14 protein-coding genes, 2 tRNA genes and 2 CRISPR repeat arrays (1 of these 18 only partly in view) are annotated in these 20,159 nt (G+C 72.2%); of the genes, 12 read left to right on the top strand and 4 right to left on the bottom strand.

Going from position 1 to position 20,159, the window contains the following annotated elements:
- The first annotated feature begins 23 nt into the window (after positions 1–23).
- Complete coding sequence (locus MFF64_RS27970; protein ID WP_099899223.1) at positions 24–1,064, top strand: glycosyltransferase family 4 protein; 1,041 nt, start codon at positions 24–26, stop codon at positions 1,062–1,064.
- Positions 1,064–2,254 carry a glycosyltransferase family 4 protein gene (locus MFF64_RS27975; RefSeq protein ID WP_099899225.1) on the top strand — a complete coding sequence of 397 codons (1,191 nt, stop codon included), beginning with the start codon at positions 1,064–1,066 and terminating at the stop codon, positions 2,252–2,254. The genes MFF64_RS27970 and MFF64_RS27975 overlap by 1 nt, the downstream gene beginning before the upstream one ends.
- On the opposite strand, the gene MFF64_RS27980 is transcribed toward MFF64_RS27975, so the two are convergent.
- The gene (locus MFF64_RS27980; protein WP_099899227.1) at positions 2,242–3,237 is read right to left on the bottom strand and encodes a glycosyltransferase family protein; all 996 of its coding nucleotides are present in this window, start codon (positions 3,235–3,237) and stop codon (positions 2,242–2,244) included. The genes MFF64_RS27975 and MFF64_RS27980 overlap by 13 nt on opposite strands.
- Positions 3,238–3,349: 112 nt before the next feature.
- Here MFF64_RS27980 and MFF64_RS27985 point away from each other — a divergent pair, with 112 nt between their 5' ends.
- Positions 3,350–3,985 carry a glycosyltransferase family 29 protein gene (locus MFF64_RS27985; protein WP_099899229.1) on the top strand — a complete coding sequence of 212 codons (636 nt, stop codon included), beginning with the start codon at positions 3,350–3,352 and terminating at the stop codon, positions 3,983–3,985.
- 10 nt (positions 3,986–3,995) lie between these two features.
- A complete protein-coding gene (locus MFF64_RS27990; protein ID WP_099899231.1) occupies positions 3,996–4,685 on the top strand; it encodes a hypothetical protein in 690 nt (229 codons plus the stop codon).
- Between the two features lie 699 nt (positions 4,686–5,384).
- On the opposite strand, the gene MFF64_RS27995 is transcribed toward MFF64_RS27990, so the two are convergent.
- The 3 genes from MFF64_RS27995 to MFF64_RS28005 all read right to left on the bottom strand — a co-directional run bounded on the left by MFF64_RS27995 (position 5,385) and on the right by MFF64_RS28005 (position 5,935).
- Positions 5,385–5,591: a hypothetical protein gene (locus tag MFF64_RS27995; RefSeq protein WP_099899233.1), complete on the bottom strand. Its 207-nt coding sequence runs from the start codon at positions 5,589–5,591 to the stop codon at positions 5,385–5,387.
- A gap of 56 nt (positions 5,592–5,647) precedes the next feature.
- A tRNA-Val gene (locus MFF64_RS28000) sits at positions 5,648–5,722 on the bottom strand.
- A gap of 138 nt (positions 5,723–5,860) precedes the next feature.
- A tRNA-Val gene (locus tag MFF64_RS28005) sits at positions 5,861–5,935 on the bottom strand.
- Positions 5,936–6,109: 174 nt separating this feature from the next.
- Here MFF64_RS28005 and MFF64_RS28010 point away from each other — a divergent pair.
- The 8 genes from MFF64_RS28010 (at position 6,110) to cas2e (ending at position 17,358) form a co-directional block, all read left to right on the top strand.
- Positions 6,110–8,785 carry a CRISPR-associated helicase/endonuclease Cas3 gene (locus MFF64_RS28010; protein ID WP_099904454.1) on the top strand — a complete coding sequence of 892 codons (2,676 nt, stop codon included), beginning with the start codon at positions 6,110–6,112 and terminating at the stop codon, positions 8,783–8,785.
- A gap of 183 nt (positions 8,786–8,968) precedes the next feature.
- Positions 8,969–10,583: direct repeats of the CRISPR family, unit length 29 nt; unit sequence GTGTTCCCCGCAGGCGCGGGGATGAACCG.
- Positions 10,584–11,069: 486 nt separating this feature from the next.
- Positions 11,070–12,731 carry a type I-E CRISPR-associated protein Cse1/CasA gene (gene casA / locus MFF64_RS28015; RefSeq protein WP_165795734.1) on the top strand — a complete coding sequence of 554 codons (1,662 nt, stop codon included), beginning with the start codon at positions 11,070–11,072 and terminating at the stop codon, positions 12,729–12,731.
- A complete protein-coding gene (gene casB, locus MFF64_RS28020; protein WP_165795733.1) occupies positions 12,728–13,378 on the top strand; it encodes a type I-E CRISPR-associated protein Cse2/CasB in 651 nt (216 codons plus the stop codon). The genes casA and casB overlap by 4 nt, the downstream gene beginning before the upstream one ends.
- Positions 13,379–13,406: 28 nt before the next feature.
- Positions 13,407–14,492 carry a type I-E CRISPR-associated protein Cas7/Cse4/CasC gene (gene cas7e, locus MFF64_RS28025; RefSeq protein WP_238192907.1) on the top strand — a complete coding sequence of 362 codons (1,086 nt, stop codon included), beginning with the start codon at positions 13,407–13,409 and terminating at the stop codon, positions 14,490–14,492.
- Positions 14,492–15,292 carry a type I-E CRISPR-associated protein Cas5/CasD gene (gene cas5e / locus MFF64_RS28030; protein WP_099902124.1) on the top strand — a complete coding sequence of 267 codons (801 nt, stop codon included), beginning with the start codon at positions 14,492–14,494 and terminating at the stop codon, positions 15,290–15,292. The genes cas7e and cas5e overlap by 1 nt, the downstream gene beginning before the upstream one ends.
- Complete coding sequence (cas6e, locus tag MFF64_RS28035; protein ID WP_099902122.1) at positions 15,289–16,092, top strand: type I-E CRISPR-associated protein Cas6/Cse3/CasE; 804 nt, start codon at positions 15,289–15,291, stop codon at positions 16,090–16,092. Before cas5e ends, cas6e begins: the two co-directional genes overlap by 4 nt.
- On the top strand, positions 16,089–17,036 hold the full coding sequence (gene cas1e / locus MFF64_RS28040; protein WP_238192908.1) for a type I-E CRISPR-associated endonuclease Cas1e: 948 nt from the start codon (positions 16,089–16,091) through the stop codon (positions 17,034–17,036). The genes cas6e and cas1e overlap by 4 nt, the downstream gene beginning before the upstream one ends.
- Before the next feature lie 31 nt (positions 17,037–17,067).
- Positions 17,068–17,358, top strand: coding sequence for a type I-E CRISPR-associated endoribonuclease Cas2e (gene cas2e / locus MFF64_RS28045; RefSeq protein WP_099908725.1), 291 nt, complete (start codon positions 17,068–17,070; stop codon positions 17,356–17,358).
- Positions 17,359–17,439: 81 nt separating this feature from the next.
- Positions 17,440–20,159: direct repeats of the CRISPR family, unit length 29 nt; unit sequence GTGTTCCCCGCAGGCGCGGGGATGAACCG; it runs 786 nt beyond the window's last position.

Below are 20,159 nucleotides of genomic sequence, written 5' to 3' on the forward strand. Positions count from 1 at the left end.
ACGAATCAGGTGAGGTATATTTCGTGATCCGCGTCGCACAAGTCGCCCCGAACATCTTTCCCATTCCCCCGGAACATCACGGCGGCACGGAGCGGGTCATTCACGACCTCAGCACGGCGCTGCGAAGCTTGGGTGCGGAGGTAACGCTGTTCGCCCCTTCGGACAGTGCGACAGACTTACCCCGCATTGGTACCCATCCGAGCCTCGCGGCCCTGGAACGTCGCTACGGCAGCGTCGCGCCCGGAGTGCCGGCGGCGCTCGACGCCCTGCAGCTCGAGGCCCTCCGCCGGCACCTCGACGCGTTCGACATCGTCCATTGCCACGGCGAGTTCGCGCATGCCGCCCTCCTCGGGGAGCGGCGGCGCCGCAGCCTGACGACGATCCACTGGCGGGTCGACGAGCTCGACCGGGCCCTGTTCTTCGAGGGGTTTCCGGATCTCCCGGTGGCGGCGATCTCGGCGGCGCAAGGGGCCGGCATCCCGGCCGCGAACCGGGCCGGTACGGTCCATCACGGCATCGACCGGGATCGCTACGCCGCCTCCCTGGCGCCGGGCTCGTACCTCGCTTTCGTCGGCCGGATGACCGACCAGAAGCGGCCCGACACCGCGATCCGGGTGGCGCGGGCCGCCGGCCTGCCGATCCGGCTCGGCGGCACGATCGATGTCGGCAACCCGGGCTACTTCGACCGCGCGGTGCGCCCGCTGCTCGCCAAGGACGCGGTCTATCTCGGTCCCGTCGACGACGCGGCCAAGGGCGCGCTCCTCTCCGGCGCCGCCGCGCTCCTGTTCCCGATCGACTGGCCGGAGCCGTTCGGCCTCGTGATGATCGAGGCGATGGCCTGCGGCACCCCGGTGATCGCCTGGAACCGCGGCTCGGTGCCGGAGATCGTCGAGGATGGGCTGACCGGCTTCGTCGTCTCGTCCGAGGAGGAGGCCGTGGCGGCGCTCGCCCGGGTCGGGGAGATCGACCGGGCCGGGGTGCGCCGCCGCTTCGAGGAGCGGTTCACCGCCGAGCGCATGGCGCGGGACTACCTCGCCCTCTACTGGTGCCTGCTTGAGCCCTGATGCGCACCGCCCTCCTCGCCTGGGACTACCCGCCGGCCCCGAGCGGCCTCTCGACCGCGGCCCGGGAGATCGCCGAGAGTCTGTCCGAGGCCGGCGCCGACGTGACGGTGTTCACCCTCGACCGGTCGGTCACCGAGCGGGTCGGGGGCGTCGCGCTCGCGGGGATCGCCCTGCCACCGGCGGGAGGCCTCGCGCGCTTGCGCCTCCGGGGCTCGGTCGGCCACCTCGCCGCGCCGCTCGCCTTCCGCCGCGCGGTCCTCGCCGCCCATGCCCGCGCGCCCTTCGACGTCGTCGAGGCGACGAACTGGTATGCGCCGGCGGTGCTGCTCGCCGGGCGCCGGGACCTGCCGCTGGTGACGCGCTCCTCGACGCCGGCCGCCTTCACCCGCGGCCCCGCGCCGACCCTGCGCGACCGCCTCGACGGCTGGAGCGCCGACGCCCTCGAGCGGCGCCAGGCGCGCGGGAGCGCCGGCCTCATCGCCAACACCGCGGCGCACGAGGCGGTGATCGCGCGGGCCTACCGCCTCTCCGGCCGGCAGCCCGCCGCGGTGATCGGCCTCAGCCTGCCGCCGGAGATCGCAGCGGGCGCCCGGGACGCTCCCTATCCGGAGGCGGAGGCGCCGGTGCGGCTGCTCTTCGTCGGGCGTGCGGAGGCGCGCAAGGGCTTCGACGCCCTCGTCGCCGCGGTCGCGATCCTCGCCGCGGAACAGGACAGGGGCGAGGTGCCGCCCTTCCGGCTCGACCTCGTCGGGGTGCCGGCGGAGGACCTGCCGGCGGACCTGCCCGAGGCGGCGCGGCGGTGCCTCCACGCCCGCGGCCGGATCGATGCCGCGGCGCTGGCCGAAGCCTATGCGGCGGCGCACGCGGTCCTGGCGCCCTCGCGCTACGAGAGCTTCGGCCTCGTCTACCAGGAGGCCCTGGCCTATGGCCGCCCGGTCGTGGCCTGCACGGAGGATGCCAGCGCCCGCGCCTTCGTCGGCGCGCCCGATGCGGGTCCGCTCGCGGCCGCCGCCACCGGCCCGGCCCTGGCCGAGGCCCTGCGCCCGCTCCTGCGCGATCCCGCCCTGCGCCGGGCCTACCGCGCCCGCGCCCTCGCGGCGGCGGGACGCTTCACCCGGGCGAGCCTGGGGCGCGAGACGCTTGATGTCTACCAGCGGGCGATCGCGGCGGCCGGTCCTCACTCCTGGTAGGGCCGCCGCAGCGCCTCCTCTTCCTCGATCCGCCCGCGCCCGGGATCGAGCGCCTCGTAGGTTCGCGAGCGTGCCTGGACATGAGCGAGGCTCAGGGCGTGGTCGATCGCGCCGTGCAGGGCGATGAAGCTGCGGCGCCAGCCGCCATCGAGGGCCGGCCGCTCGTGGACGCGGCCGGCATAGCGCACGGAGGTCCGGTTCAGCCGGTACTGCACGTCCGGGTAGACGTCCGACAGGATCCCGTCGACGCGGTTGCGCCGTGGTAGCCCGATCGAGACGACGTCGCCGTCCTCGGCCAGTGCCGCGAGGGCGGGCAGCAGCCGGCCGGTGTCGAGGTCGAACGTCTCGTCGGCGTCGAGCTGCAGCATCCAGCCGTGGCGCGCCAGGTCCTGCAGGGCGTTGCGCTGCGCGGCGAAGTCGCCCGCGAGGGGGCGGCCAGCCACCCGCACCGCGCCGTCTGCGAACCCTTCGACCGTCACCGCGCGGGGCGGGACGGCCTCGCCGTCGACGAGGATCGCCACATCGTCGGTCCAGCCCGCCCGTCGCGCGAGGCCGGCGAGCACCGCGTCGAGCTCCGCCGGACGACAGAGCAGGCCGAGGGAGACGGGGCGCCCCTCCGCGAGATCGTAGAGCTGGCCCTGCGCCGCCCGGGGGCTGTGCGGCGCCAGCAACGCGGCGCGGTCCTCCGGCCCGCACGGGCGCAGACCGCGGCCGAGGCGGGTCGCGGCGATGCGCAGGGTGTAGATGTCGAGGCCGTAGGGCGCGTCCGGATCGGGCACGAAGGTCGGCGCAGCGAGGCGACGGCTGAGGTCGCGCCAGCTCTCGGCCGGGTCCGCGCCCCGCTCCGTCAGGACGCCGCAGGACTCGCAGGCCACCGGAAAGGCGCGCTCGCGCCCGTGGCGGTCGATCAGGCGGCGGGCGCTTGGCGCCAGCATGGCGGCACCGCAGAGGAAGCAGCGGCGCGAGGAGATCGTGGCGGGCATCGCTCGGTTCCGTACCGGTCGGGGCTGGTCGCGCGGGCCCGGCGCCATACCTCCGGGGTCCATCCGACGCATCCCCGTCGCCAGTCCTCTGTCGCCGAGACATCTGCCGCGCGTGAGCGACGACGTCGACCCCCTTCGCGCGGCCTGGCCGGGCCTGTCCGATCTCGGCTCGGTCGCCCTCGTGGGCAACGCGCCCGGGACCGACGCCGGCGTGGTCGACGCGGCGGCGACCGTCCTGCGCTTCAACAACGCGCCGGGCTTCGGCGGCCGGACAGGATCGCGCGTCACGCATCTCGCCCTGGTCAATCGCGGCGGGCAGATGCGCGAATGGCTGGCCGATCCGGGCTTCCTCGACCGCCCGGTGGTCCGGCAGGCCCGGGCCTTCGTGCTGCCATTCCCGATGCTGCCGGAGGAGCACAACCGCCCCGAGCCGGTCTGCTTCACCCGCGAGGCGCTGGCGATGCTGCGCCCACTCGGCAGGCCGGTCCACATCCTGCCCGAGGCGCTCCACGACGAGGCGCGGCGCGCGCTCGGCCGTCACGCCGGCGGCCGGCCGAACCCGAGCACCGGCTTCCTCGTGGCGCTCGCCCTCCTCGCCGGGCGCCCGGCGGGCGCCCCCGCGATCGAGGCCCACGGCTTCGGCTTCGCCGGCTGGCCCGGCCACCCCTGGGCGGCCGAGCGCGCCTGGTTCACCCAAGCCGCGGCGGCCGGCCGGCTGCGTCTGCACCCTCCCCCGACCGACGGATGACCTCTTCCCCATGGCCACGCTGATCACCGTCCTGAAGAGCGGCGGCCGCTACGACGCGGCCTGGGTCGCGCGCCTGGCCCGCGGCGTGCGGCGCCACGCGCCGGCCTTCCGGCGGATCCTCTGCCTCACCGATCTGCCCCTCGCCGTCGCGGGCGTCGAGCGGGTGCCGCTGCGGCACGATTGGCCGGCCTGGTGGGCGAAGATGGAGGCGTTCCGGCCCGGCCTCGCCGAGGGGACGGCGCTCCTGTGCGACCTCGACACCGTCCTGACCGGGCCGGCCGACGCGCTCGCCGAGCCCGGCCTCGCCGCGCTGGAGGATTACTTTCATCAAGGACGCGTCTCGAGCGCGCTGCTGCGCTGGCACGGCGACGCGCTCGCCCCCCTCTACGCGGCCTTCGCGGCCGAGCCCGAGCGCTGGATGCGACCGGGATCCTGCGGCCCGGTCCCGAATGCGGTCCATGGCGATCAGGTCGTCATCGATCACCTGCTCGCGCGCCAGGATCTGACGCCGTCCTTCTTCCAGCGCCGCTACCCGGCCCTGCTCGACTTCTACGACCCGCGCCGCGACGCGCATGGCCCGGTCGTGATCTTCATCGGCGACGCGAAGCCGGATACCGCCCGCGGCGCGGTCCACGCGGCCTGGCTCGGTGCGGGTGAGGGAGACGGGGCGACTGCCTCCCCGTCGCGGCCGGGTCCGTAAGTCCGGGCGGCCGGCACGATCGACGGGTGCTTGTCTCTGAGGACAATATCCCCAGCATCGCGTCTGCCGATTGAGATCCACCGTCGAGATCCCGGGCCGGAGGACAGCGCCATGACGTCCCTGCTCACCCCGAGTCCTGGTGCAATCGATGCTCCGAGCATCGGTCGCCGGTTCTGCGGAACGCTGCGGCTGGGCGCGGCCGTCGGTTTCGTCGCTGCCGGCCTCCTCGGCATGGCGGCGGACCCGGTGCGGGCCGAGGACGGGCACGGGACGGTCGTGGTGCCCGGCGAGGCGGCCGTGCGATGGAGCCCCGCCCCGCCCTCCCTGCCGCGGGGCAGCGAGATCAGCATCCTCTGCAGCGATCCCGACAAGCCCGGCCCGTTCACCCTGCGGGTGAGGTCTCCGGCCGACACCCTGGTGACGCCCCACATCCATGCGGCCGACGAGAGCGTGACGCTGCTCTCCGGCTCGCTGATGCATGCCATGGGGGAGACCGTCGACAGGGTGCGCGGGACGGCGATGGCGCAGGGCGGGTTCGTGGGTCCTGCCCGCCCGGATGCCGCATTTGCTCTGGACCGCGGCGGAGCCCGCAACGATCCAGGTGCCCGGCGTCGGGCCGTTCGGGCTCATCTCCGTGAACCCGGCCGACGATTCGAGCCGGGCCGAGTCTGGCCGGCGGTGACCGCGGGCGGGCGCCCTTCAGCCCTCGGCCGCCCGCAGCGAGCGGGCGCAGGCCGAGAGGATCGCCCGGGCCTCTTCAGGATAATCGTCCTGCAGCACGGCCTCGAGGGTGCCGACGGTCTCGGCCAGCAGCGCCTCGCCGTCGGCGACGCCCTGCTTGTGCAGCGCGACCGCGAGTGCCGTCGCCAGGGTGGCGAAGGCCACGCCCACATCCTGATCGGTCATGAGGGAAATCCTCGTCATCGAGGAGCCGGTCGCACGGCAGAAGGCGAAAGGGATGATGGTGGGCGCGACAGGGATCGAACCTGTGACCCCTACGATGTCAACGTAGTGCTCTCCCGCTGAGCTACGCGCCCATCGGCCCATGCGGCGTCCGCCCCAGGCTCGATCGGCAACCCTCGCGAACGAGGGGCCATCTTTCTCTTTCATCCGATCCGGACCATCCGGTCCGGCACCGCTCCGGGGAGATGAACTCCCGACATCCGGAGTGGCGATGGTGGGCGCGACAGGGATCGAACCTGTGACCCCTACGATGTCAACGTAGTGCTCTCCCGCTGAGCTACGCGCCCTCGAAGCCGTGTGTCGCGGCCCCGGTGTGAGAGGGCGTATAGAGGCAGTTGCGGCGGGTGACAAGCGGGTTCCTTCGCCGGCTCCTGCGCCAATGCAGTTTTCCATTTCCGGCCCTCGACGGCGCCGATCCGCCGTGCCGACCATGCCCCCGGCGACGAGGGAGCAGGCGAATCATGGACCCGATGCGGGAGCACGCGGCGCGGATCTTCTGGGGCAAGGCCCGGCCCGATCCGGGCTCGGCCCACGCCGTCCACCCGGCCTGGGCTCACGGCCTCGACGTGGCGGCCGCCGGCCGGGCGCTGCTGCGGGCCCGGCCGCGGGCGGCCCGGGCCCTGGCGGCGGGGCTCGGGCTCGCGGTGCCGGCCTTCGAGGCGCTGTGGCTCCATCTGCTGGCGCTGCACGACATCGGCAAGTTCTCCCCCCTGTTCCAGGCCAAGGTGCCGGCGCACTGCCCCGCGCACCTGCCGCCGCCGCCCGGGATCCCCGATCCCGGCCACCCGGCCGCGGGCCTGCGCCTCGTCGGCGGCCTGCTGATGGACCGGTCCGCGCCCTCCGGCCTGATGCGGGGCTGGAACGCGGCGCCGCGCAACCGCCTGCTCCAGCCGATCTTCGGGCATCACGGCCGCCCGGCGGCGATGCCGCAGGACTGGCAGCCGGAGGATTGGCGCCCCCTCTTCCCGCCGGCCTCGGCCGCGGCCGCCCTCGCCTACTGGGGGGCGGTGGAGGCCTTGCTGCCGGCGCCGGAGGTGACCGCCCCGAGTGCCGCCGCGGCCGCGCGGGCGAGCTGGCCCCTCGCCGGGCTGACGGCGCTCGCCGACTGGATCGGCTCCAACCAGGCCTGGTTCCCCTACGCCTCGCCGGAGGCCGGTCTCGCGGCCTACTGGGACGAGGCCTGCGGCCGGGCCGAGGCGGCCCTGCGCGAGGCCGGCCTGGTGCCGGCGCGCCCCGGCCCGCGCCGCGCCTTCGCGGAGCTGACCGGCCTGCCCTACCCACCGACCGCGATCCAGGCCTGGGCCGAGACGGTCTCTTTGCCGGACGGGCCGCTCCTGATCCTGATCGAGGACGTGACCGGGGGCGGCAAGACCGAGGCGGCCCTGATGCTCGCTCACCGGCTGCTCGCCGCCGGCCGGGCCGACGGCCTCTACCTGGCGCTGCCCACCACCGCGACCGCCAACGCCATGGTCGACCGGATCCTTCCCCTCGCCGGGCGGCTCTACGCGGAGGGCGCCCGCCCCTCCCTGGCGCTCGCCCATGGCCGCGCCGGCCTGCACCCGCGCTTTCGCGCCGCCGCCGAGGGGTTTCCGCCGCCTAAGCCCGGGGCCGACCGGGGCGAGGAGGCGGAATCGGCCGCCGTCGCCCCGGCCTGGCTCGCCGGCGAGAGCCGCCGGGCGCTGCTCGCCGATCTCGGCGTCGGCACCATCGACCAGGCGGTGTTGGCGGTGCTGCCGAACCGCTACGGCACGGTCCGCCTCGCCGGCCTCGCCGGCAAGGTGCTGATCGTCGACGAGGCCCACGCCTACGACGCCTACGTGGGCGCCCAGCTCGCCCGCCTCGTCGCCTTCCACGCTGCCGGCGGCGGCACCACCCTGATCCTCTCCGCCACCCTGCCCTCCGGGGCCAAGGCGGAGCTGGTGGCGAACTGGCGCCGCGCCGTCGGCTCGGCCGGGGCGGTCCTCACTCGGGCCGATTACCCGCTCGCGACCCTGCTGGCCCCCGGGCAGGACCCGGTGGAGGAGGATCTCGCCGCCCGGGCGGACCTCTGCCGCATCCTCGCGGTCACCCGCGTGCCGGACAGGGACGCCGCCCTCGCCCGGATCCGCGCCGCCGCCGAGGCGGGGGCCTGCATCGCCTGGATCCGCAACAGCGTCGACGACGCCGTCGAGGGCGCGGCGGCCCTGCGGGCGGCGGGCCTCGACCCCGACCTCTTCCACGCCCGCTTCGCCATGGGCGACCGCCTCGCGGTCGAGGACCGGGTGCGGGCACGGTTCGGCAAGACCTCGATGCCGGGGGAGCGGCGCCGCCGGGTGCTGGTGGCGACCCAGGTCGCCGAGAGCTCGCTCGACCTCGATTTCGACCTCGTCGTCACCGATCTCGCGCCGGTCGATGCGGTGCTCCAGCGCGCCGGCCGCCTGTGGCGCCACACCCGCGGCGACCGCCCGATCCCCGGCCCGGAGCTCGTCGTGGTCTCGCCCGATCCCGCCGGCCCCATCGCCGCCGACTGGGCCGCTTCGGCCTTTCCCCGCGGGGCTCACGTCTACCGCGACCACGCGATCCTGTGGCGCACCGCGCGGGAGCTGACGGCCCGCCCCGCCTTCCGCGTGCCGGAGGACGTGCGCCCGGTGATTGAGGCGGTCTTTTCCGCCGACGAGTCCGACATCCCCAAGGCGCTGAAGTCGATCCACTTCGAGGCGGTCGGCCGCGCCGGCGCCGAGCGCGCCACCGCCCGCGGCGCGCTCCTCGATTTCGCCGCCGGCTACTGGCCCGACCAGGCCTGGCCCGACGAGGGCGCGGTGCCGACCCGCCTCGCCGAGGAGAGCCGCACGGTCCGCCTCGCCCGGGTCGAGGGCGGTCGGCTGGTGCCCTGGCACCCCGACCCGGAACTCCGGCTGGCCTGGGCCCTCTCCGAGGTCACGGTGGCGTTGCGCAAGCTGCGCGGCCACCTCGCCCCCGTCCCCGGCTGGCACGACGCCGCCGCGGCGGTCCGGGCCGGCTGGAGCCGCTTCGACGATGCGGTGATCCTGCTGCCCCTGGAGCCCGGGCCGGACGGTACCTGGCAGGGCACCCTGGTGGCGGAGGATGGCGGGCCGCTCGTCCTGACCTACGGAACGCGGCTCGGGCTCATGCTCTGAGCCGTGGCGCGCTGAGCTGTGGCGCCCGGAACCTTGGCGATCGGAACCCTGGCGCCCGACGCCGATCCGGGGCATCACTGAGCCCGTCCCGACCGCCGAAACGGGCCGGCGGAACGGAGCAGAAACGCCGGTGCGCTGTTTGACATCGTGAAACGCGAGGCGGATCAACTGCTTCCAGAAGGAGTGTTCCCCGCAGGCGCGGGGATGAACCGCCCCAGAGGCGCGCGACGTCGCCTGTCGAGCGGTGTTCCCCGCAGGCGCGGGGATGAACCGACGGAACATCGATCTCTGAAAGCAGCTTGTCCGTGTTCCCCGCAGGCGCGGGGATGAACCGAGCGGCGTTCACCGCCTCGTCAAGCAGCTGGAGTGTTCCCCGCAGGCGCGGGGATGAACCGGGCCGAGAGCACTTCCAGGATTTCGGGGTAGGGTGTTCCCCGCAGGCGCGGGGATGAACCGTCTTGAGGATGGCTTCGGCTATCTGCCCCGTAGTGTTCCCCGCAGGCGCGGGGATGAACCGCGCTCGGCATGGGGCCGGGCGGGGTCGCCGGCGTGTTCCCCGCAGGCGCGGGGATGAACCGACGGCGATCCTGTTGGCGACGGTCGGATGAGCGTGTTCCCCGCAGGCGCGGGGATGAACCGACCACCCCCCTCTAGCAAAGGGGGGTGCTTGGGTGTTCCCCGCAGGCGCGGGGATGAACCGGACGCGCTGACCCCACTGCTGGTCCTTGCCGGGTGTTCCCCGCAGGCGCGGGGATGAACCGGGAACCGCGCTGGCCATCAGCACCGTCACGGTGTGTTCCCCGCAGGCGCGGGGATGAACCGGAGGCCGAGCATGGCCGGTGATCGCCTGTCCAGTGTTCCCCGCAGGCGCGGGGATGAACCGCCCGACATTTTCGCCGCGACTTACGAGCCGGTGTGTTCCCCGCAGGCGCGGGGATGAACCGAACGGCGACGAATATCGCCCCATGTGGTGGTTGTGTTCCCCGCAGGCGCGGGGATGAACCGCTGGAGTTCGGCGTCGCCAACCTCGCGATGGGGTGTTCCCCGCAGGCGCGGGGATGAACCGATACCAAGAAGATCGACTTTCGCACCCCGATTGTGTTCCCCGCAGGCGCGGGGATGAACCGGCCGATCGACTGGCTGAGAACGAGGCGCAGCGGTGTTCCCCGCAGGCGCGGGGATGAACCGCGGATGTGCCCCGGGCTTAACCCCCACCCCCAGTGTTCCCCGCAGGCGCGGGGATGAACCGCCTGATTGCGTGTGGAACGAGACCTAGCCATTGTGTTCCCCGCAGGCGCGGGGATGAACCGGCGGTCGAGGTAATCGAGTCGGTTCAGCTTGTGTGTTCCCCGCAGGCGCGGGGATGAACCGGCGATGGCGTGCCGGCTGTCGGCGCCGAGGGTGTGTTCCCCGCAGGCGCGGGGATGAACCGATCTTGATACCCATGGGGCGCTACGTTCTGCAGTGTTCCCCGCAGGCGCGGGGATGAACCGCTCGCCCGCTTCTCGGCCTGGGCCGGCGTCGCGTGTTCCCCGCAGGCGCGGGGATGAACCGGCGTGCGGGCGATATGGGCCACGTTCACGGCCGTGTTCCCCGCAGGCGCGGGGATGAACCGACGACGGTCGGGGGGTTGGTGACCCCGAACTCGTGTTCCCCGCAGGCGCGGGGATGAACCGTCGGCCGCCTCGGCGGCGAACCGGCGCTCCATGTGTTCCCCGCAGGCGCGGGGATGAACCGATGTCTTCGGCATCGTCATAGACCCAGGAAGGGTGTTCCCCGCAGGCGCGGGGATGAACCGGCGTTCTCGACTTGGCTGAACGAGAAGGCGATGCGTTCCCTGCATCAGCGGGGACGAAGACAGCTCCGGTAACGGATGGGGCACTTGAAGTCGCTGAAAGCGGTAGTAGGGTGATCACACCCCGCGATGATTCGCGAGGTGTGATCCCTCCGGCCTTTATTCGTAAAGCATCTTCCCGTGCCCGGGTGGTTCATCCTTCGCTGCGTGCGGTCCGTTCGGTTCAGTTCTTCCTGCTCGATTTCGCGAGCGGCTCCGTCATCAGATAAGATTGTGCTTTCACAATCATGAAAAATTTCTATCGGGAGGTAGCGGTGTGCGATGAGCAGGCGCTGAGAGTGCCTTTGTCCGCTCATCGCGTTGCTCCAGTCGGGGTGTTCTGATGGAAAACAGAATTCCATGACAAGCTTGGCTTTTCACTTCCGCGTCGCCGCCGAACGTGCAACCGTGACCTGAGACGACCCAAGAACGATTCCCCCAGGGAGTGCCGTGATCCCGCCCTTCTCCCTCCTGACCGAGGCCTGGATCCCCGTCCTGCGGGCGAACGGCAAGCCGGACGTGATCCGGCCGGCCGCCATCACCGACGACATCGAGAAGAGCCCTGTCGTCGCGCCGGCCTGGGGCCGGGCGGATTTCGATGCGGCGACGCGGGAGTTCTGGATCGGGCTCCTGGCGGCGGCCTGCGGCGCCCGGGCGGGCGAGGATGAGTGGCCGGCCTGGTTCGACGCGCCGCCGTCGCCCGCCGAGTTGGACGCGGCCTTCGGACCCCTCGCCCGCGCCTTCGTGCTCGACGGCGACGGGCCGCGCTTCGGGCAGGACGTGGAGGATTTTGCCGGCGAGGCCGTGCCGGTGTCGCAATTGCTGATCGAGGCGCCGGGCGCCAACACGGTGAGGCGCAACCTCGATCACTTCGTCCGCCGCGGCGGGGTCGAGACCCTGTCGCGGGCCGGCGCCGCCATGGCTTTGTTCACCCTGCAGACCTACGCCCCCTCGGGCGGGGCCGGCCACCGCGTCTCGGTGCGGGGCGGCGGCCCGTTGACCACCTTGCTGATCCCGGGAGCGAGCCCGAGCCCCGGGCAGGATCGCCGCACGGCGCCGGTGCCGCTGTGGCGCAGCCTCTGGCTCGCGGTGCCGCGCCCGGAGGACGGGCCGGTCGTGCCGGAGCGGGTGTTTCCCTGGCTCGTCCCCACCCGCGTCTCGGACAAGGGACGGACGACCACGCGCGACGACGTCGATCCACTCCAGGCCTTCTGGGGCATGCCGCGGCGCATCCGCCTCGTCCTCGAGGCCAATCCCGAGGGGCGCCCCTGCGACCTCACCGGCCGCGTCGACCCGGTGGTGGTGCGCAGCTATCGCACGCGGCCGCACGGCACGAGCTATGCCGGCTTCGCGCATCCGCTCTCGCCGCACTACAGCACCAAGGAGGGCGAGCCCTGGCTGCCCGTGCACGGCCAGCCCGGCCGGATCGGCTACCGCCACTGGGTCGGCCTCGTCGTCGGCGACGACGAGGACAAGACCGCCCGGAAAGCGGCCGCGGCGGTGCATGACGGCCTCAAGCGCCTCCTGAATCACGACGATTTCAAGGCCCGCCTCGGCACCCGCCTGATCGCCGCCGGATACGACATGGACAACATGAAGGCCCGGGACTTCGTCGAGAGCGAGATGCCGCTGCACCTCGTCGGCGAGACGGAGTTCCGGTCCTACGATCACACCGTGCGCCGGATGGTGCGGGGCGCCTTCGACGCCGAGTTCATCCTGCGCGTGTCGCTGAAGCAGGCCCTGGCGCTCGAGAAGGGCGGCCTGCTCGATCTCGGCCGCGGGCGCTTCTGGGAGCGGACGGAGGCCGCGTTCGGCAGGAGGCTCGGAGGTCTCGCGGAGGCCCTGCCGCAGGCGGGCCTCACCGGCGACATCCCTCATCGCCCGACCCTCGAACAGTGGCTCGGTGTGCTGCAGCGGAGCACGATAACAGTCTTTGACGAACTCGCGCCGATCAAGGATCTCGTTGAGGTCCGCGAGAGCGTCGCTACTACCCGTGTCAAGGCACGGATCGACCTCGGCTGGGCAATGTACGGCTACGGCAAACTCGGCCAGAACCTGTACAAAGCCCTCGACTTGTCGCCACCCGAATCCAAAGGGAAGAAGGCGAAGTGAGCAACTCTCCTAAAAACACAAAATCATTTGAGAGGCAAGAAGCCGCGCGAGCTTGGTGGGACCGTATTCCTTCAGGCGGCGAAGTAAAAAATAGGGAATTCCTGTTTGATAAGGGTTCGATCGCTCGGTTGCGGCGTGCCTCTTCGCCGTTCGATGTCCTTGATGAGCCGGTCGTGTTCGAGCTTTATCGCAAGCTCTGTTTTAAGCACGAGCAGGCGGCTTACAGACTGGTGCCGGTCGCCGTCGTCGCGTGTGTGATCGCCCGCGTTTCGGCCGATCAGCCGGAGCGCAGGCTTGAAACGATCCTCGGATCGCCCCGCTCGAAATCCGGACAGGTCGAGGACAGGGCAGGCAAGGACAAGAACAAGGCGGGCGACAAGCCCAAACCCTTGCTGTCGGGCACGCGGCTCAAGCGCCTGATGGCCGCCCGCGACCCCGAAGACCTTTTGCGGCAGATGCGGCGTGCGATTGATCTTCTGGGCAAAAGCACCGCGGTCGATGTCGGAGCTCTCGCAGTGACGATCCTCGATTGGCTGCATCCCGAGCGCTGCGACCGAACCCGGGCGATGTTCGCCTACGAATATCACGCCGCTGGCTACCGCCGGCCCGGACTGCCTGCCGAGCCCGCGAGCCCGCCCGCCGCCTGACGCCCCCTCTCTCTCGCCCGAGCCCGCCATGACCACCTTCGTGCAGCTGCACCTCCTGACCGCCTATCCGCCGGCCAACCTCAACCGCGACGATACGGGCCGGCCGAAGACGGCGCGGTTAGGCAATGTCGACCGGCTGCGGGTCTCCTCGCAGGCGCTCAAGCGGGCCTGGCGTACCTCCCCCGCCTTCAAGGCGGCCCTGGAGGGCCATCTCGGCGAGCGCACCCAGCGCCTCGGCGAGGAGATCGAGGGTCATCTCCTGAAGCGGGGCGTGGCGGAGGCCGCCGCCCGCAAGGCGGCCCGGGACGTGGCCGACGTGTTCGGCAAGGTCAAGGGCGAGGGCGACAAGTACCCGACCCGGATCGAGCAGCTCGTCTTCGTCTCGGCCGAGGAGCGGGCCGACGCCCTGGCGCTGGCGGAGCGGATCGCCGCCGGCGAGAGCATCGATCTGAGCAAGACCCCGCTGCTCAGGTCCGTCGACGGCGCCGTCGATATCGGCATGTTCGGCCGCATGCTGGCCGACGACCCGGACTTCAACCGCGAGGCGGCGGTGCAGGTGGCCCACGCCGTCACCACCCACAGGGCGGTGGTCGAGGACGATTACTACACCGCCATCGACGACCTGAAGACCCCGGCCGAGGATGCGGGGGCCGGCTTCGTCGGCGAGGCAGGGTTCGGCGCCGGCACCTTCTACCTCTATCTCTGCATCGACCGCGACCTCCTGACCCGCAACCTCGGCGGCGACGCGGAGCTTGCCAGGCGCGGCCTCGCGGCGCTGATCCACGCCGCCACGACGGTGGGGCCGAAGGGCAAGCAGGCGAGCTTCGCCAGCCGGGCGCTGGCGAGCTACGGCCTCGTCGAGGTGTCCAACGGGGCGCCCCACACGCTCGCGGCCGCCTTCCTGAAGCCGGTCGGCGGCGAGGACGTGCTCGCCGGCTCGATCGCGGCCTTCGAGGCGACGCGCAACGGCTTCCGGGCCGCCTACGACCTGCCGGAGAGCCGGCGCGACAAGAACCCCGAGGGCTGGCGCGGCAACGACGCGGCGTGGCCGGTCTACAACACGCTCACCGGCGAGGGCAGCCTCAAGCGCCTGATCGCCTACGCGACGCGCTGATGCCGGCCGGCCTCGCCTTCACGCTCTACGCGCCGCTCGCAGGCCTCGGCGACCTCGCGGTGGGGGAGCGCCGCGGCGGCTTCGACCGGCCGGGCCGCTCGGCGATCCTCGGCCTCGTCGCGGCGGCCCTCGGCTACGACCGGGCCGCCGAGGCGCAGCACGCCGACCTCGACGCGGGCTACGGCCTCGTCCAGCGCGTGCGGCGCTCGGGGCGCCTGATGACCGACTACCACACCGTCCAGGCGCCGCCGGCCGAGCGCCGATCCGCCTGGGCCACCCGGCGCGAGGCGCTGGACCGGCCGTCGCATCGGCTCAACACCCTCCTGTCGAGCCGCGACTACCGCGAGGACCTGTGGGTGGAGGTGGGGCTGGTGCGCCTCGACACGGAGGCTGGCATCCGGGCCCCCACCCCCGCGGCGATCGCCGAGGCTCTGCGGCGCCCGGCCTACACGCTCTATCTCGGCCGCAAGTCCTGTCCGCTCGGCCGGCCGCCGGCGCCCCGCTGTCTCGACGACGTGACGCGCCTGGCCGCCCTCCTCGATCTCGCGGGCGCGCCGACGCACCTGATGGCCGACGGCGAGCCCTACCCGTTCGCGCCGCTGCGGCTGTGGGAGGACTGGGACGAGGCCGTCGTCTACGCCGATGCCGAACTCGAAGACCTGCTTGCTCCGGATTACGAGGCGACCCGGATCGAGCGCCGCCGCGACCGGGTGACGAGCCGGGTGCGCCGGCAATTCGGCCTGCGCGACGAGATCGTGGCCCTCCCCCAACCCCGCCCCGAGCCGGAGGTTGCCCCGTGAGCCTCTTCCTCAGCCGCGTGCGCCTGCGCCACGCCCCCGACACGGCCGCCCTCGCCCGCCTGCTGCTGCCGGAGGACGACGAGGCCCGCATCGCCGCCGGCCACCGGCTGATCTGGTCGCTGTTCGCCGACCATCCCGACCGCGAGCGGGACTTCCTGTGGCGCGAGGACGGCGGCTCGGCGTGGCAGCGTACCACCTTCCTGGTGCTGTCGGCGCGCGAACCTTCGGGCGGCGGCGGCCTGTTCGAGGTCGAGAGTAAGCCGTTCGCGCCCGCCCTCTCGGCGGGGCAGGCCCTGCGCTTCCGCCTGCGCGCCGCGCCGTCCTTCAGCGTTCCGTCGAAGACGAGGGGCGAGCGGGGCAAGCGGGTCGATCCGGTCTGGCACGAGATGAAGAAGGACGAACATCGTCTGAAGACCTTGTTGCCCGACGACCGGCAGAAGCTGCGGCTCGAGATCGAGCGCGACGTCCTCAGCGGCTGGCTCGCCCGCCAGGGCCGCGAGTCCGGCTTCCGCCCGGTGACCGCGCCGGATGCGGACGGCGTCGCGCGCCCGGTGCTGACGATCGACGGCGACATCCAGCGCCGCCTGCCCTACGACGCGAAGCGCCTGCGCGAGACGCCGCGGCGCAGGAACCTGACGGAGAACCCCCGGCACAAGCACCCGGCCGTCGCCTTCACGACCTTCGATCTCGACGGCGAGATCGTGGTCGAGGATCCGGCCCGCTTCCTCGCTCAGCTCCCCAAAGGGTTCGGCCGCGCCAAGGCGTTCGGCTGCGGCCTGATGCTGATCCGCCGGCCGTGAGCGCCTCCGCCCTCCCCGGCCTCGCCCCGCCGAAGCCGATCCCGATCCGCGACCGCGCCTCGCTGGTCTTCATCGAGAAGGGCCGGCTCGACGTGCTCGACGGTGCCTTCGTGGTGGTGGACGAGCGCGGCGTGCGCACGCAGATCCCGGTCGGCGGCCTGGTCTGCCTGATGCTGGAGCCCGGCACCCGGGTCAGCCACGCGGCGGTCGGGCTCGCGGCCCGGGCCGGGACGCTGCTGGTGTGGTGCGGCGAGGCCGGGGTGCGGCTCTACGCGGCCGGCCAGCCCGGCGGCGCCCGCTCCGACCGGCTGCTCTGGCAGGCCCGCCTCGCCCTCGACGAGTCGGCGCGGCTCAAGGTGGTGCGCCGCATGTTCTCCTTACGCTTCGAGGAGGAGGCGCCCGAGCGCCGCTCCGTCGATCAGCTCCGCGGCATCGAGGGCGCCCGGGTGCGCCGCTTCTACGAGATCCAGGCGCAGCAGAACGGCGTCGAATGGCGCCGCCGCGCCTACGATCGCGGCGACTGGGACGCCGCCGATATCCCCAACCGCTGCCTCTCGGCGGCCACCGCCTGCCTGCACGGCCTCGCCGAAGCCGCGATCCTCGCCGCCGGGTACGCGCCGGCCATCGGCTTCCTGCATTCCGGCCGGCCGCTGTCCTTCGTCTACGACGTCGCCGACCTGTTCAAGTTCGAGACCGTGGTACCCGTCGCGTTCAAGGTCGCGGGCCGCGTCGCCAAGGGGCAGCCGCTCCAGGGCTCGGTCGAGGGCGTGGTGCGGCGCGACTGCCGCGACATCTTCCGCAGGACCAAGCTCCTGGAGCGCCTGATCCCGAGCATCGAGGACGTGCTCTCCGCCGGCGGACTGCCGCCCCCGGGCGAGCCCGCCGACGCCCAGCCTCCTGCCTTCACCGAGGCGCCGTCCGGCGACGGGGGCCATCGGGGATGAGGGTCTTTGCGCGGATGAGGATCTTGCGCGGATGATGGTCGTGGTGGTCGAGAACGCGCCCCCGCGCCTGCGCGGCCGCCTCGCGGTCTGGCTCGTCGAGGTGCGCGCGGGGGTCTATGTCGGTCACTATTCCCGCCGCACCCGCGAGCGGATCTGGGCCGAGGTGCAGGCCGCCATCGGCGAGGGCAACGGCGTCATCGCCTGGACCGCCCAGACCGACATCGGCTACGCCTTCGACACCTGCGGCCGGAACCGCCGCATGCCGGTCGACCTCGACGGCCTCCCACTGGTCGCTTTCCACCCCGACGAGACGCCGCTCTGACGAGGGGCGGAACGGAGGGGAAACGTCGGTGGGTTCTTTGACATCGTGAAAGCTGAGGCGTACCAGGCACTTCCAGGAAGAGTGTTCCCCGCAGGCGCGGGGATGAACCGCCTCGCGCACCCCGGGACGCCTCCTGGCGCCAGTGTTCCCCGCAGGCGCGGGGATGAACCGTCCGTCAGCGACGAGGACTTCGCCAAGTGGCAGTGTTCCCCGCAGGCGCGGGGATGAACCGCGAACCACGACGCGCCATCCATGCGGAAGTGGGTGTTCCCCGCAGGCGCGGGGATGAACCGATCGCCGGCCAGCTCACCGACGCGCAGCTCGCGTGTTCCCCGCAGGCGCGGGGATGAACCGATTGGTCGCCGGACCGAGCGCGCGGCTGAAGAGTGTTCCCCGCAGGCGCGGGGATGAACCGATGGACCTCCAGACCGTGAAGATCGGCGACCAGTGTTCCCCGCAGGCGCGGGGATGAACCGCTAGAAGGCCGACTGTTCGGGGCGCATCGGATGTGTTCCCCGCAGGCGCGGGGATGAACCGGCGACCGGCAGGGCGCGATCCGGACGCTCGCGGTGTTCCCCGCAGGCGCGGGGATGAACCTACCTCGGCGTGGATCAGGTCGGCCCCAAGGCCGTGTTCCCCGCAGGCGCGGGGATGAACCGCCCTTATCCCGGATCGCCGCGCGGGCTGCCTTGTGTTCCCCGCAGGCGCGGGGATGAACCGGCGTTGTTGGCGTCGGCAGCCTCCAGCACATCGTGTTCCCCGCAGGCGCGGGGATGAACCGCGGATCCGACTCGGCGTCCCGCGCCCGGTTGCGTGTTCCCCGCAGGCGCGGGGATGAACCGCGGCTGCCGCAGACGGGGACGATCAAGCGGCCGTGTTCCCCGCAGGCGCGGGGATGAACCGCGCATCGGGCGCCTCGAGGAGCAGGCCGGACAGTGTTCCCCGCAGGCGCGGGGATGAACCGCCCGCGGAGGGGAGGTTAGAGCTTCCCCTCCCGTGTTCCCCGCAGGCGCGGGGATGAACCGCCGAGGTGGGCCAGGTGGGGCAGGCCGCTCTCGTGTTCCCCGCAGGCGCGGGGATGAACCGGCCCCAGACAATAGCCCGCTCTATCTAGGCAAGTGTTCCCCGCAGGCGCGGGGATGAACCGCGTTCTCCGCGCATTGAGCCCGGCTCGCCCCGGTGTTCCCCGCAGGCGCGGGGATGAACCGGTCTTCGTGTTACCAGACCCGTCCGTGAAGATGTGTTCCCCGCAGGCGCGGGGATGAACCGTACAGGCCCGTCCAGAAGTTGTAAGGCCCGGTGTGTTCCCCGCAGGCGCGGGGATGAACCGCTCGCCGCCTCTGGTGTGCCGATGATGGCAAAGTGTTCCCCGCAGGCGCGGGGATGAACCGGATCTCTGGGCGGAGTGGTGCCACACCTCCGAGTGTTCCCCGCAGGCGCGGGGATGAACCGCCAACGTCGCTCAGGATCTCGCTCATTCTGGCGTGTTCCCCGCAGGCGCGGGGATGAACCGCCTCAGCCCCATTCCGGGTGGTATATCCGCCAGTGTTCCCCGCAGGCGCGGGGATGAACCGGTCGGAGGCGCAGTATGACCGGCCTCAAACAGGTGTTCCCCGCAGGCGCGGGGATGAACCGGCGTACTGGGATGCGACGCCCGAATACGAGACGTGTTCCCCGCAGGCGCGGGGATGAACCGTAGAGCACGTCGGGCATCGCGAGGGCCTGCAGGTGTTCCCCGCAGGCGCGGGGATGAACCGGCGGTGAGGCCGGTGGCCTTCTCCGGATGATGGTGTTCCCCGCAGGCGCGGGGATGAACCGGGCAAGCGCGAGGCTAACGCCTACTGCGCGGCGTGTTCCCCGCAGGCGCGGGGATGAACCGGCCAGAATGCCATTGCTACGGTGCTGGAGAGGGTGTTCCCCGCAGGCGCGGGGATGAACCGTAGTCTTTCCATTCGCTAGCCGTGTACCGGCAGTGTTCCCCGCAGGCGCGGGGATGAACCGTATCGGCAGGATGCGCGGGTTATGCTCTCCGCGTGTTCCCCGCAGGCGCGGGGATGAACCGGGCATCCGGCAGGATGTGATCAACCTGGAAGCGTGTTCCCCGCAGGCGCGGGGATGAACCGGTCATTCGCGCTGCTGATGATCGCTATCACGTGTGTTCCCCGCAGGCGCGGGGATGAACCGGTATAGCGTGGATCGCCGCCCAATGAGACAACGTGTTCCCCGCAGGCGCGGGGATGAACCGGACCAGGAGGACCGGCTCGGCACGCTCATCATGTGTTCCCCGCAGGCGCGGGGATGAACCGGCCAAGCGCGCGGCGGAAGCCAAGGCGCGCAAGTGTTCCCCGCAGGCGCGGGGATGAACCGCTGCAGGCCGCCGAGTGAAGACCGACCACGACGTGTTCCCCGCAGGCGCGGGGATGAACCGCCCTTGCTACGATTCTGGATCTGCAACGATGTGTGTTCCCCGCAGGCGCGGGGATGAACCGCGCTCGGCCTTGATGACGTTGTTCGGGCAGGGGTGTTCCCCGCAGGCGCGGGGATGAACCGGTCGGCAGGGCCTGTTCGTTACGCTGCCGGATGTGTTCCCCGCAGGCGCGGGGATGAACCGCTCGTCGTCTCGCTCTCCACCCCCATCGTCCTGTGTTCCCCGCAGGCGCGGGGATGAACCGGCGACGCAGTTCAGCTCCCGATAGCGGGCCTCGTGTTCCCCGCAGGCGCGGGGATGAACCGTTGATACGCATCATCCAGCCGATCACTAATCTGTGTTCCCCGCAGGCGCGGGGATGAACCGTACCGTC

Origin of the sequence: Methylobacterium frigidaeris, assembly GCF_022179185.1 — a bacterium.
GTDB lineage: Bacteria > Pseudomonadota > Alphaproteobacteria > Rhizobiales > Beijerinckiaceae > Methylobacterium > Methylobacterium frigidaeris.

Coding starts and splice junctions, on each gene's coding strand:
- MFF64_RS27975 (WP_099899225.1), top strand. CDS start 1,064: ATGCGCACCGCCCTCCTCGCCTGGGACTACCCGCCGGCCCCGAGCGGC.
- MFF64_RS27980 (WP_099899227.1), bottom strand. CDS start 3,237: ATGCCCGCCACGATCTCCTCGCGCCGCTGCTTCCTCTGCGGTGCCGCC.
- MFF64_RS27990 (WP_099899231.1), top strand. CDS start 3,996: ATGGCCACGCTGATCACCGTCCTGAAGAGCGGCGGCCGCTACGACGCG.
- MFF64_RS27995 (WP_099899233.1), bottom strand. CDS start 5,591: ATGACCGATCAGGATGTGGGCGTGGCCTTCGCCACCCTGGCGACGGCA.
- MFF64_RS28010 (WP_099904454.1), top strand. CDS start 6,110: ATGGACCCGATGCGGGAGCACGCGGCGCGGATCTTCTGGGGCAAGGCC.
- cas7e (WP_238192907.1), top strand. CDS start 13,407: ATGACCACCTTCGTGCAGCTGCACCTCCTGACCGCCTATCCGCCGGCC.
- cas5e (WP_099902124.1), top strand. CDS start 14,492: ATGCCGGCCGGCCTCGCCTTCACGCTCTACGCGCCGCTCGCAGGCCTC.
- cas2e (WP_099908725.1), top strand. CDS start 17,068: ATGATGGTCGTGGTGGTCGAGAACGCGCCCCCGCGCCTGCGCGGCCGC.